The organism is Salmonella sp. 2020_1395 (assembly GCF_043848115.1).
In the GTDB taxonomy this organism is placed as follows: domain Bacteria; phylum Pseudomonadota; class Gammaproteobacteria; order Enterobacterales; family Enterobacteriaceae; genus Salmonella; species Salmonella enterica.
In genome coordinates this window covers 20,528-33,319 of record NZ_JBCMFH010000009.1, presented here as the reverse complement: position 1 = coordinate 33,319, position 12,792 = coordinate 20,528, and the positions used below count along the sequence as shown (strand labels likewise).

Sequence of the window (12,792 nt, the reverse complement as noted above, 5' to 3'; positions counted from 1 at the left end):
AACGGGCCATTTGTACAGTTAGCGCTCCGAACCTGGCCATCAACCTGACAGGACAGGTTCTTAGGTGAAATTATGATAAATAACGATACGACTCTACAACTGAGCAGTGTACTTAACCAGGAGTGTACGCGTAGCGGCGTTCATTGTCAGAGTAAGAAACGCGCGCTGGAAATCATCAGCGAACTGGCGGCAAAACAGCTCAGTTTACCTCCTCAGGTCGTGTTTGAAGCCATTCTGACACGCGAAAAAATGGGCAGTACCGGTATTGGTAATGGTATCGCCATCCCGCACGGGAAACTGGAAGAAGATACCTTACGCGCCGTCGGCGTGTTCGTTCAGCTCGAAACGCCAATCGCGTTCGACGCCATCGATAACCAGCCGGTCGATCTCCTCTTCGCCCTGCTGGTGCCCGCCGATCAAACTAAAACGCATCTGCACACGCTGTCGCTGGTGGCGAAACGTCTGGCGGATAAAACGATCTGCCGCCGCCTGCGCGCGGCGCTGAATGATGAAGAGCTGTATCAAATCATTACTGACACCGAAGGTGAGCAGAATGAGGCATAACAACTCAATGGCATTTATTTCTGTCGTTGTGAGGAGAAACGGTACATGGTACTGATGATCGTCAGCGGGCGTTCCGGATCAGGTAAATCTGTCGCTCTGCGCGCGCTGGAAGATATGGGATTTTACTGCGTGGATAACCTCCCCGTCGTGCTGTTGCCCGATCTGGCGCGAACGCTGGCCGATCGCCAGATTTCCGCCGCCGTCAGCATTGATGTGCGCAATATGCCTGAATCACCTGAGATTTTTGAACAGGCGATGAATAATCTGCCTGGCGCTTTCTCGCCGCAATTGCTGTTTCTTGATGCCGACCGCAATACCTTGATTCGCCGCTACAGCGACACGCGCCGTTTGCATCCGCTTTCCAGCAAAAATCTTTCTTTAGAGAGTGCGATCGATAAAGAGAGTGACTTGCTGGAGCCGTTACGCTCACGTGCGGATCTGATCGTCGACACTTCAGAAATGTCCGTCCATGAGCTGGCGGAGATGCTGCGTACCCGGCTGTTGGGCAAACGCGAGCGTGAACTGACGATGGTATTTGAGTCCTTCGGCTTTAAACATGGTATCCCGATTGATGCGGACTATGTGTTCGATGTCCGCTTTCTGCCCAACCCGCACTGGGACCCAAAACTGCGCCCCATGACCGGGCTTGATAAGCCGGTAGCCGCGTTTCTTGACCGACACACAGAAGTTCACAATTTTATCTATCAGACTCGCAGCTATCTTGAGCTATGGTTACCGATGCTGGAGACCAACAACCGCAGCTACCTTACCGTCGCTATCGGTTGTACCGGCGGGAAACACCGTTCGGTGTATATTGCAGAACAGCTGGCAGACTACTTCCGCTCGCGCGGTAAAAATGTCCAGTCTCGCCATCGCACGCTGGAAAAACGCAAAACATGACCGTAAAGCAAACTGTTGAAGTCACCAATAAGCTGGGCATGCATGCCCGGCCTGCCATGAAGCTTTTCGAACTGATGCAGGGGTTTGACGCCGAGGTGCTATTACGCAATGACGAAGGCACTGAAGCGGAAGCGAACAGCGTCATCGCTCTGTTAATGCTCGACTCCGCCAAGGGGCGTCAGATCGAAATTGAAGCCACCGGCCCGCAAGAAGTTGAAGCGCTGGCGGCGGTTATCGCGCTGTTCAATTCCGGCTTTGACGAAGACTAAACCTCCCCCTCTATACTCTATTTCCCCCAACGCCGTCCCGGTATTTGATGACAGTCACCCCAAAACCGGGCGTGTTACGCCTGCCTGCCACTTGTCCCGCAGCCCCACCCTTTCGTAAGATTTGTACATTTCGTGCGCTTTACCTATGCATAAAAACATTAAGAAAACCTTAAAAAATTTCGTTTAGGTTTTGTTTAAGTTCTTTGTCCATACTAAATTTATGTGAATAAATTTTTCCAGGACTTGCCATGATCTTCTTATCCGAACAGACTCCGCTGGGCGCCGGTCGACATCGTAAATGCTATACGCATCCGGATAATGCCCGGCGTTGCATAAAAGTCATTTACAACCGTGACCACGGCGGTGATAAAGAGATTCGGCGTGAACTGAGCTACTATGCGCATCTGTCTCGCTACCTGACAGACTGGAGCGCTATCCCCCGTTATTACGGCACGGTAGAAACCGATTGCGGCACTGGCTATGTCTACGACATGATTACCGATTTCAACGGCGCGCCCTCTATTACCCTGACCGAGTTCGCCGCGCAATGTCGTTATGAAGAGGATGTCGCTGTCCTGCGGCGGCTACTGAAAAAACTGAAACGTTACCTGCTGGATAACCATATTGTGACGATGTCGCTGAAGCCGCAAAACATCCTGTGCCAGCGTATCAGCGAGTCAGAAGTGGTTCCGGTGGTTTGCGACAATCTGGGGGAAAGTACCTTTATCCCGCTGGCAACCTGGTCAACATGGTGCTGTGAACGCAAACTGGAGAGAGTGTGGCAGCGGTTTATCGCCCAGCCTGCGCTGACCGTTGCCCTGGAGAGGGATGCGCAGCCAAAAGACAAGAAACGGCTGGCGCTTACTTCTCACGAAGCTTAATGACCTGTGCTTATCAGGCCTGGACGACACAGATCGCAGGCCGGATAAGGCGTTCGCGCCGCTAATCGGCAAAATTAATTAAGCTGGTTGCGCGTCATAAAAGATTCCCCGCCCAGTTGGCGCATCTGGCGCATAATCCACGCCTGCCGGCTACGCACATAGCCGGAAGGCGCATTCGCCTTATAGCGTAACGGATTTGGCAATACCGCCGCCAGTAACGCGGCTTCGGACATATTTAAGCGGCTGGCGGGTTTATGAAAATACCGTTGTGCCGCAGCCTCCACGCCAAAAATACCATCGCCAAACTCCGCGATATTCAGATAAACCGTGAGAATGCGCTTTTTGCTCCAGACAGTTTCAATGCCCAGCGTTAGCCCAGCCTCCAGACCTTTGCGCAACCAACTGCGTCCATCCCATAAAAAGAGATTTTTCGCCGTTTGCTGCGAAAGCGTAGAGGCGCCGCGAATACGGCTCTCATTCCGCTCATTATGCGCCAGCGCTTTTTCAATCGCCGGAACATCAAAGCCCCAGTGCTCAGGGAACTTCTGGTCTTCCGCCGCAATTACCGCCAGCCCCATCCACGGCGAGATATCCGCCATACTGACCCAGTCAGAATGCGCCACATAACCGAACTCTCCGCCGAGCCAGGCGCTAATCTGCCGTTCCGCCATCACCGCCGAAAAAGGCACCGGAACCACGCTAAACAGCGCAATGCCGCCGCCCCAAAAGACGGCGAGCGCAGCAAGGATACGTAAAAGTAGACGGCGCAAAAACGTTAACGGCGCGATGCGTCGTTTGCTCATTCCGCCAGAACCAGCACGCGCGACACTAATTTATCAATGCCGCTTGCCGCCTGGGCGATATCCTGCGCCAGCATATAGGCAGGGGTGGTCACGACCTTGTTATCCTCGTCCACAACGATATCATCAACCGGGCAAGGTACGTGTTCGGCCCCCATCTCTTCAAGTACTTCAGCGGTATCAATATCCGTCCCTATTGTCAGACGTAGCGGGAAGTCAAAGATCTTCGGCAACATTGCGGGCGCGATACAGATGAATCCCAGCGGCTTGCCGGACTGGTGCATGGCCTTCGCCAGCGCGACGACATCGCTATCCACCCGGCATTCGCTCCCCTGGCTGGCGAAATTACTCAGGTTCTTCGCCGCGCCGAAACCACCAGGCACAATGAGCGCATCCAGCTCCTCTGGCTGAGCCTGGGACAGGGGACGAATATCGCCCCGCGTAATACGCGCCGCCTCAATCAGGACGTTACGCGTTTCCGCCATCGCTTCGCCGGTCAGGTGATTAATAACATCCGCTTGTGGTTTATCCGGCGCGAAGCAGACAGCCTGCGCGCCGCTGCGGGCAATGGCCAACAGCGTCAGAACGGCCTCATGAATTTCGGCGCCGTCATAGACGCCGCATCCGCTGAGCACTACGCCAATTTTTTTCATGGTGAACATCCTCCTGCAACCGACTCAAGCCCATTAATAATTTTGATTAAAATGCTATGCTTCACACATTTAAATGATTCATGTAACAAATCATTTAGGATTTGCTATCTTAACTGCGTGCGGCCTGAAAACAGGACTGCGCCTTTGACATCATCATAATAAGCACGGCGCAGCCACGATTTCCCTGGTGTTGGCGCAGTATTCGCGCACCCCGGTCAAACCGGGGTCATTTTTTTTCCGCGTTTGCCACCCAGGCTTTCAGCACCGCGACATCGTGCTGCCACTCCTGCTTCATCTCTTCAATCCATTCCGCGACATTATCTTCCCAGGCGGGAAGATCCGGCGACTGGATTTGCTGGCCAAGTTGTTGCAGATGACGCAGCCCTACCGAACCGGCGGCGCCTTTAATCTTATGCCCTTCCTCAACGACGCCTTTTTTGTCACGCGCCGTCAGATTGGACTCCAGCACGCTTAAATAGCCAGGCATCATTTTTTCAAACACCGCGAGGCCGTCGGTGATCAATTTAGGCCCAACCAACTCGATGTATTGTTCCAGCATCGGGATATCCAGCAGCGCTTGCGCTTTATCGCTCTCTTCAGGCGTCACGGTACTCTCCTCTTTATCGGTGGCATCCCAGAATTTTTTAATCATCGCGGTTAAGGCTGGCACCGACAGCGGCTTACTCAGCACATCGTCCATACCAGCGTCCAGATACTCTTTTTTATCTTTCAGAACGTTAGCCGTAAGCGCTACCAGCGGCGGTAAATCTTCCCGCGTGTGGCGACGGGTCAGTTCTCTGGCAATATCCAGACCCGTCATATCCGGTAGCTGAATATCCAGTAAGACCAGGTCATATTCGCCTGGCGCGAACATCTCCAGCGCCGCCTTGCCGGTCATCGCGACATCCACGCTGTTACCCAGTTTTTCCAGTACCGAACGCGCTACGATCACGTTCAGTTCAATATCTTCGACCAGCAGAACATGCAGCGCCGGCAGCGGCATGTCGTCTTCATCAAAGGCGTCCTCCACCTCTTCCGCCACCGCTGGCGCATGAACCGTTAGCGTAAAGGTCGATCCTTTGCCCGGCAGACTGGAAACGGTAATATCGCCGCCCATATTTTTCGCCAGCCGACGGGAGACCGCCAGCCCGATACCGGTACCCGTCGCCGGTTTACCGCCGTTACTGTCTTTCACCTGATAATACATGGCGAAAATTTTATCCTGCTCATCCTGCGGAATGCCGATCCCGGAATCTTCCACTTCAAAGTGCAGCATGTCGCCTTCATCATAGCGCGCCCGCACCGTCACCTGGCCCTGCTGAGTAAATTTCACCGCATTGCTGATCAAATTCCATAAAATCTGGCGCAGACGCGTTCCGTCGGTAATGACTTTGTGCGGCAGCGGCAGCGTCGGCTCAAGCACAAAACGTAGCCCTTTTTGCTGCGCCTGCAAACCGGAAAGGTTTTCCAGATCGGCCATAAAGCTGGTGAAATCAACCGGTTGGTTATCAAGCTGAACCTTACGCCGCTCCATCTTATCCATATCAATGATGTCATTGAAAATATTGCCTAACGTCACGGCGGAGACATGGATTGTTTTAAGGTATTTTTCCTGTTCGGCGGTGAGATCGGTATCCAGCAGGATGCGGCTTAAACCGACGATGCCGTTAAGCGGGGTGCGCAGCTCATGACTGATGGTAGAGATAAACGTGGTCTTGTCGCGGCTGGCGCGCTCCAGCGCGTCCTGATAACGCTTACGTTCGGTAATATCACGACCAAATCCCATCAGGCCATGACGTTTACCGACACGGTCGTAATAAGGCACTTTACGAATTTCAAAGCAGGCCTTTCGTCCGTCCGGGTAATCCAGCCACTGTTCGTAGGTCAGGGAGACGTTATGGCGGAATACTTTTTCATCGGTTTCAATGACTTTCTCCGCCGCTTCGGGAGAGTACACATCTTCCGGCTTCAAATGCACCAGCTGTTTTTCGCTCTTGCCGGTTAGCAATTCCATTGCGCGGTTACAGCCGGAAAACTCTTTATCCTCATTACGATAAAAAACCAAATCCGGCGAGGCGTCCAGAAAGGAGCGCAGAAAAGAGGATTGCTGTTCTAGCTGGATTTGCGCCTCTTCACGCTCTTTAATTTCTACTTTTAGCTGTTCAAATGTCTCTTGCAGCTCCGCTTCCGCTTTTTCGCGATCGGCAATTTCCTGATTAAGCTGGGCAATATTGTCCTTCAACTGTACGTTAAGCTTGAGATCGCGCTCGCGCATCTCCTCCAGCTTTTGCACCAGACGCGACAGTCGCTGCCTTGACTCTTCCAGTTGTTCAACAACAACGGATAAGAAATAGACCGCCCAGGGCGTAATTAACAGGCCAAAAAAGATGGAGCGAATGACGTCGATACTTTCAACCTGACCATGCAGCACCATGGTCACCGCCATCTGCACGACAATCGCCAGCACCACCAATGCCAACGCCAGGAGCATGGAAAAGCGCACCAGACCCAATTTCATCATCAGGTCGACATAGTATTGCGCCAGCATACGAATTTGCTTCATAGAGGATTCCTTCACCACAACTTCGCACATAATACCCAATTATGGGAACCGCGTTGAATATTGTGCGAAATATGCGTAGCGCCCCTCATCACGCTACGCTACAGGTGGTATCCAGGGACGGGCCAGCGCAGAGCCCTGTACGCCATGCTCATTCAGGTATTTGTCCAGCTCAACCATCCCCGTCCAGCGATTCTCGCACCACAGCGGGGCAAGCAGCGTCGGACGGCGAGCGCTGGCTGAAATTCGGTGATAAATTACCTCCGGCGGCGTATGACGAATCATCTCACCTGCCGTTAGCGTGTAGTCGTCCAGTTCGATGCCGTTCAGCCGCCCCGCTTCCCAGGCTTTGGCCATCGTACTGCCTTTCACAATATGCAGCGGATGCAGTTTAATACCGTCAACGCCCGTCTCCACCACACGCTCCATGGTTTGCAGGCATTCTGCCTGCCCTTCGCCTGGCAGCCCCACAATCAGATGCGCGCACACTTTCAGCCCGCGCTCCCGGGCAATCCGGGTGGTACGCTGATAGCAGGCGAAGTCATGCCCGCGGTTAATTCGGCGCAGGGTTTTATCGTGCGCGGTTTGCAATCCCAGTTCCAGCCACACCTCGTAGCCTTGATCTTTATATTCACACAGTAAATCTACTACTGCCTGCGGGACGCAATCCGGACGCGTACCGACGCATAACCCGACGATACTGGCCTGGCTGACCGCCTGTTGATACATGGAACGCAGCACCTGCACTTCCGCAAAGGTGCTGGTGTAGGCCTGGAAATAGGCCAGATAGCGTTTAGCGCGGTTCACCAGATGCGCCTGATGCGCAAGCTGCTCGGCAATCGAATGATGCTGCTGCGCCTCATCGGCAAAAGAGGCGACATTACAGAAGGTGCAACCGCCACGCCCGATGGTGCCGTCGCGATTAGGGCAGCTAAAACCGCCATGAAGCGTCAGCTTATGAACCTTTTGCCCATACCGACGTAAAAGATCCCCACCAAACATATTGACTAATTTCTGTAACTGCATAATCTGATAGACCGCCTCTTAAAAAGAGGCCAAAGCCTGCCATTTTTAGTCTCCTTTGGCGATGACCTGGATCAATCGTCCCGGAAGGCTTTTATCCATTGCATAATCAAGCAAAATAAACGATATTTCATTCATAATCCCGCTGATGATTTTTCCTGATATTCCCCTCTTTTTTCAGCGTTTGCTGGGTCATCGATAAAAACAGTAGCATTCAATACTGCTCACGCTTAAAACAGCATAAAATGCCAAGATTTTTGAAAAAGCAAGGTCAGATAATGCCTGGCGAGCGGCTCTTATAGTGAGACAGATCACAGGCTTTCTGCCGCTCCGTATTAGCAGCCCTTCTATAAAAAACCTTTTAATTTCAACATATTCAAAAAGTTATCTGTGCTACAGCACACTTTTGCATAAATCAGTTTGCCATTTGACCTGGGTGTGGATTCCCGATAAGTTGGGGATCCGCTGGAAGCTTTCTGGATGAGCCGTCTGCTCATCATATTTATGCAGTAATTGAGATTCCCTCTTAACCGTATTTACCAATGCGCAAAGGACACAAAGAGGGCGAATGCGAGGTAAGCGTATGATGCGCCAGCCCCGTCGCCATGCTCTTGCTGTGCCCGCGCGCCGTCGGTTGGGAGAGCGTCCCGTAGAGCCTGGGGAGGTTCACTGATATGTTGTACGATAAATCCCTTGAGAAGGATAACTGTGGTTTCGGCCTGATCGCCCACATAGAAGGCGAACCTAGCCACAAGGTAGTGCGTACCGCCATACACGCGCTGGCCCGGATGCAGCACCGTGGCGCGATCCTTGCCGACGGTAAAACCGGCGACGGTTGCGGCTTGCTGTTACAAAAACCAGACCGTTTCTTTCGCATCGTGGCCGAAGAGCGCGGCTGGCGCTTAGCCAAAAACTACGCCGTCGGGATGATCTTTTTGAATAAAGATCCTGAACTGGCCGCCGCGTCACGCCATATTGTCGAAGAAGAATTACAGCAGGAAACCCTGTCGATTGTCGGCTGGCGCGATGTGCCAACCAATGAAGGCGTGCTCGGTGAAATCGCCCTCTCCTCCCTGCCGCGTATTGAGCAGATTTTTGTCAACGCTCCGGCGGGCTGGCGTCCGCGCGATATGGAGCGCCGTCTGTTTATCGCCCGCCGACGCATTGAAAAACGTCTGCAGGACGACAAAGATTTCTACGTATGCAGCCTGTCGAACCTGGTCAACATTTATAAAGGTCTATGTATGCCGGCGGATCTGCCGCGCTTCTACCTGGATCTTGCGGATCTGCGTCTGGAATCGGCCATCTGCCTGTTCCACCAGCGCTTTTCCACTAACACCGTGCCGCGTTGGCCGCTGGCGCAGCCGTTCCGCTACCTGGCGCATAACGGCGAGATTAACACCATCACCGGCAACCGCCAGTGGGCGCGCGCCCGTACCTATAAATTCCAGACGCCGCTGATCCCGGATTTACAGTCCGCTGCGCCGTTTGTTAACGAAACCGGTTCGGATTCCAGCTCGCTGGACAACATGCTGGAACTGCTGCTGGCAGGCGGGATGGACATTATCCGCGCCATGCGCCTGTTGGTGCCGCCCGCCTGGCAGAACAACCCCGATATGGACCAGGATCTGCGCGCCTTCTTTGACTTTAACTCCATGCATATGGAGCCGTGGGACGGGCCGGCAGGCATCGTGATGTCCGACGGGCGCTTCGCCGCCTGTAACCTTGACCGTAACGGCCTGCGCCCGGCACGCTATGTCATTACCAAAGACAAGCTGATCACCTGCGCCTCCGAAGTCGGTATCTGGGACTATCAGCCGGATGAAGTGGTCGAGAAAGGCCGCGTCGGCCCAGGCGAGCTGATGGTGATCGACACCCGCAGCGGACGTATTCTGCATTCCGCGGAAACCGATGACGATCTGAAAAGCCGCCATCCATATAAAGAGTGGATGGAGAAAAACGTCCGCCGCCTGGTGCCGTTTGAAGAGCTGCCTGATGAAGAAGTCGGTAGCCGCGAACTGGACGATGACCTGCTCGCCAGCTATCAAAAACAGTTTAACTACAGCGCCGAAGAGCTGGACTCGGTTATCCGCGTGTTGGGCGAAAACGGCCAGGAAGCCGTCGGTTCAATGGGCGACGATACCCCCTTTGCCGTGCTCTCCAGCCAGCCGCGTATTATTTACGACTACTTCCGCCAGCAGTTCGCGCAGGTCACTAACCCGCCTATCGACCCGCTGCGTGAAGCGCACGTCATGTCGCTCGCCACCAGCATCGGCCGCGAAATGAACGTCTTCTGCGAAGCGGAAGGTCAGGCCCATCGCCTGAGTTTTAAATCGCCAATTCTGCTGTACTCCGATTTCAAACAGCTCACTACCATGAGCGAGCATCACTACCGCGCCGACTGGCTTGACATTACCTTTGATGTCACCGAAACCACACTGGACGCGACGGTTAAGGCGCTGTGCGATGAAGCGGAACAGATGGTGCGTAACGGCACCGTGTTGCTGGTCCTCTCGGATCGCAATATCGGTAAGAATCGCCTGCCGGTGCCCGCGCCGATGGCGGTGGGCGCGGTGCAAACGCGTCTGGTGGAACAAAGCCTGCGCTGCGACGCCAACATCATCGTAGAAACCGGAAGCGCCCGCGATCCGCATCACTTTGCGGTACTGCTCGGCTTTGGCGCAACGGCTATCTATCCGTACCTGGCCTACGAAACGCTGGGGCGTCTGATTGATACCCAAGCCATCGCCAAAAACTACCGTACCGTGATGCAGAACTACCGTAACGGCATCAACAAGGGGCTGTACAAGATTATGTCCAAAATGGGCATTTCGACCATTGCCTCTTACCGCTGCTCCAAACTGTTTGAAGCGGTCGGACTGCACGATGATGTGGTAAACCTGTGCTTCCAGGGCGTGGTCAGCCGTATCGGCGGCGCGAGCTTTGATGACTTCCAGCAGGATCTGCTGAATCTCTCCAAACGCGCCTGGCTGGCGCGCAAACCCATTAGCCCGGGCGGCCTGCTGAAGTACGTCCACGGCGGCGAATATCACGCCTATAACCCGGATGTCGTGCGTACCCTGCAACAGGCGGTACAGAGCGGCGAGTACAGCGATTATCAGGAATACGCCAAACTGGTCAATGAGCGTCCGGCGGCAACGCTGCGCGATCTGCTGGCGATACATCCAGACGGCGAGGCGGTGACTATCGACGAGGTTGAGCCCGCCAGTGAGCTGTTTAAACGCTTTGATACCGCAGCCATGTCTATCGGCGCATTAAGTCCGGAAGCGCACGAAGCGCTGGCGGAAGCGATGAACAGCCTCGGCGGCAACTCCAACTCCGGCGAAGGCGGCGAAGACCCGGCGCGCTACGGCACCAATAAAGTGTCGCGTATCAAACAGGTGGCCTCCGGTCGCTTTGGCGTGACGCCGGCCTACCTGGTCAATGCCGATGTGATTCAGATTAAAGTCGCGCAGGGCGCGAAACCGGGCGAAGGCGGTCAGTTACCGGGGGATAAAGTCACTCCGTATATCGCTAAACTGCGTTATTCAGTGCCGGGCGTGACGCTGATCTCCCCGCCGCCGCACCACGATATCTACTCTATCGAGGACTTAGCGCAGCTCATTTTCGATCTCAAGCAGGTCAACCCGAAGGCGATGATCTCCGTGAAGCTGGTGTCCGAACCGGGCGTCGGCACCATCGCGACCGGCGTGGCGAAAGCCTATGCGGATCTGATCACCATCGCCGGCTACGACGGCGGTACCGGCGCCAGCCCGCTCTCTTCGGTGAAATATGCGGGCTGTCCGTGGGAACTCGGACTTGTTGAAACCCAGCAGGCGCTGGTCGCCAACGGTCTGCGTCACAAGATTCGTTTGCAGGTGGACGGCGGTCTGAAAACCGGCGTCGACATCATTAAAGCGGCGATTCTCGGTGCGGAAAGTTTCGGCTTCGGCACCGGCCCGATGGTGGCGCTGGGCTGTAAATACCTGCGCATTTGCCATCTGAACAACTGCGCAACCGGCGTGGCGACGCAGGATGAAAAACTGCGTAAGAACCACTATCACGGCCTGCCGTTCAAAGTGACCAACTACTTTGAATTTATCGCCCGCGAAGTGCGCGAGCTGGTGGCTTCGCTTGGCGTGACCCGCCTGGTGGATTTGATTGGCCGCACCGACCTGCTGAAAGAGCTGGAGGGCTTCACCGCTAAACAGCAGAAGCTGGCGCTGTCTCGTCTACTGGAAACCGCTGAACCTCATCCGGGTAAAGCGCTGTACTGCACCGAGAATAACCCGCCGTTTGATAACGGCGTGCTGAATGCGCAACTGTTGCAGCAGGCGAAGCCGTTTGTCGATGCGCGCCAGAGCAAAACCTTCTGGTTCGACATCCGCAACACCGATCGTTCCGTCGGCGCGTCGCTTTCCGGCTACATCGCACAGACCCACGGCGATCAGGGGCTGGCTTCCGATCCGATTAAAGCGCACTTCAGCGGTACCGCAGGCCAGAGCTTTGGCGTGTGGAACGCGGGCGGCGTAGAGTTATATCTGACTGGCGATGCCAACGACTATGTCGGTAAAGGTATGGCAGGCGGTTTGATCGCCATCAGACCACCGGTAGGTTCCGCCTTCCTCAGTCATAAAGCCAGCATTATCGGCAACACCTGCCTGTATGGAGCCACCGGTGGCCGTCTGTACGCGGCGGGCCGCGCGGGCGAACGTTTCGGCGTGCGTAACTCCGGGGCGATTACCGTAGTAGAGGGCATCGGCGACAACGGCTGTGAATACATGACCGGCGGCATCGTCTGCGTGCTGGGTAAAACCGGCGTTAACTTCGGCGCGGGGATGACCGGCGGCTTCGCCTATGTGCTGGACGAAGATGGCGAATTCCGTAAACGCGTGAACCCGGAACTGGTAGAAGTACTGGACGTTGATTCGCTGGCTATCCACGAAGAGCATCTGCGCGGCCTGATCACCGAGCACGTACAGCATACTGGTTCGCAACGCGGCGAAGAGATCCTGTCCAGGTGGTCAAGCTTCTCAACCCAATTCGCGTTAGTGAAGCCCAAGTCCAGCGATGTCAAAGCCCTGTTGGGCCACCGTAGTCGTAGTGCGGCAGAATTGCGCGTGCAGGCGCAGTAAGGAATTG

The 12,792-nt window shown here is 54.7% G+C and carries 9 protein-coding genes; 5 read left to right on the top strand and 4 right to left on the bottom strand.

Translation table 11 applies throughout. From position 1 onward, the window contains the following. Window positions 1–72 precede the first annotated feature (72 nt). From ptsN to yrbL, 4 genes are all read left to right on the top strand, one after another. Complete coding sequence (ptsN, locus tag ACH0WD_RS15860; RefSeq protein ID WP_000609332.1) at window positions 73–564, top strand: PTS IIA-like nitrogen regulatory protein PtsN; 492 nt, start codon at window positions 73–75, stop codon at window positions 562–564. Between the two features lie 45 nt (window positions 565–609). Beyond that, on the top strand, window positions 610–1,464 hold the full coding sequence (gene rapZ, locus ACH0WD_RS15855) for an RNase adapter RapZ (protein ID WP_000243749.1): 855 nt from the start codon (window positions 610–612) through the stop codon (window positions 1,462–1,464). Next, entirely contained in the window at window positions 1,461–1,733 is a 273-nt protein-coding gene (gene npr, locus ACH0WD_RS15850; protein WP_000216797.1) for a PTS phosphocarrier protein NPr, read from the top strand. The genes rapZ and npr overlap by 4 nt, the downstream gene beginning before the upstream one ends. A gap of 248 nt (window positions 1,734–1,981) precedes the next feature. Further along, complete coding sequence (gene yrbL, locus ACH0WD_RS15845) at window positions 1,982–2,614, top strand: PhoP regulatory network protein YrbL (protein WP_000576796.1); 633 nt, start codon at window positions 1,982–1,984, stop codon at window positions 2,612–2,614. Between the two features lie 74 nt (window positions 2,615–2,688). Here the strand turns inward: yrbL and mtgA are convergent, their stop codons facing one another. The 4 genes from mtgA to ACH0WD_RS15825 all read right to left on the bottom strand — a co-directional run bounded on the left by mtgA (window position 2,689) and on the right by ACH0WD_RS15825 (window position 7,653). Further along, window positions 2,689–3,417 carry a monofunctional biosynthetic peptidoglycan transglycosylase gene (mtgA, locus tag ACH0WD_RS15840; protein WP_000044645.1) on the bottom strand — a complete coding sequence of 243 codons (729 nt, stop codon included), beginning with the start codon at window positions 3,415–3,417 and terminating at the stop codon, window positions 2,689–2,691. Continuing rightward, complete coding sequence (gene elbB, locus ACH0WD_RS15835; RefSeq protein ID WP_000719811.1) at window positions 3,414–4,067, bottom strand: isoprenoid biosynthesis glyoxalase ElbB; 654 nt, start codon at window positions 4,065–4,067, stop codon at window positions 3,414–3,416. The genes mtgA and elbB overlap by 4 nt, the downstream gene beginning before the upstream one ends. A gap of 226 nt (window positions 4,068–4,293) precedes the next feature. Continuing rightward, window positions 4,294–6,630, bottom strand: coding sequence for an aerobic respiration two-component sensor histidine kinase ArcB (gene arcB / locus ACH0WD_RS15830; protein ID WP_000809820.1), 2,337 nt, complete (start codon window positions 6,628–6,630; stop codon window positions 4,294–4,296). 93 nt (window positions 6,631–6,723) lie between these two features. Then, window positions 6,724–7,653 (bottom strand): TIGR01212 family radical SAM protein, encoded by a 930-nt coding sequence (locus ACH0WD_RS15825; protein ID WP_001176887.1) that lies wholly within the window; start codon window positions 7,651–7,653, stop codon window positions 6,724–6,726. A gap of 671 nt (window positions 7,654–8,324) precedes the next feature. On the opposite strand from ACH0WD_RS15825, the gene gltB reads away from it, so the two are divergent. Further along, complete coding sequence (gltB, locus tag ACH0WD_RS15820) at window positions 8,325–12,785, top strand: glutamate synthase large subunit (protein ID WP_000965028.1); 4,461 nt, start codon at window positions 8,325–8,327, stop codon at window positions 12,783–12,785. Window positions 12,786–12,792 lie beyond the last annotated feature (7 nt).

What these genes read in the sequence shown, in the direction of transcription:
- ptsN (WP_000609332.1), top strand. Translation starts at nt 73, where the DNA reads ATGATAAATAACGATACGACTCTACAACTGAGCAGTGTACTTAACCAG.
- rapZ (WP_000243749.1), top strand. Translation starts at nt 610, where the DNA reads ATGGTACTGATGATCGTCAGCGGGCGTTCCGGATCAGGTAAATCTGTC.
- npr (WP_000216797.1), top strand. Translation starts at nt 1,461, where the DNA reads ATGACCGTAAAGCAAACTGTTGAAGTCACCAATAAGCTGGGCATGCAT.
- yrbL (WP_000576796.1), top strand. Translation starts at nt 1,982, where the DNA reads ATGATCTTCTTATCCGAACAGACTCCGCTGGGCGCCGGTCGACATCGT.
- mtgA (WP_000044645.1), bottom strand. Translation starts at nt 3,417, where the DNA reads ATGAGCAAACGACGCATCGCGCCGTTAACGTTTTTGCGCCGTCTACTT.
- elbB (WP_000719811.1), bottom strand. Translation starts at nt 4,067, where the DNA reads ATGAAAAAAATTGGCGTAGTGCTCAGCGGATGCGGCGTCTATGACGGC.
- arcB (WP_000809820.1), bottom strand. Translation starts at nt 6,630, where the DNA reads ATGAAGCAAATTCGTATGCTGGCGCAATACTATGTCGACCTGATGATG.
- ACH0WD_RS15825 (WP_001176887.1), bottom strand. Translation starts at nt 7,653, where the DNA reads ATGCAGTTACAGAAATTAGTCAATATGTTTGGTGGGGATCTTTTACGT.
- gltB (WP_000965028.1), top strand. Translation starts at nt 8,325, where the DNA reads ATGTTGTACGATAAATCCCTTGAGAAGGATAACTGTGGTTTCGGCCTG.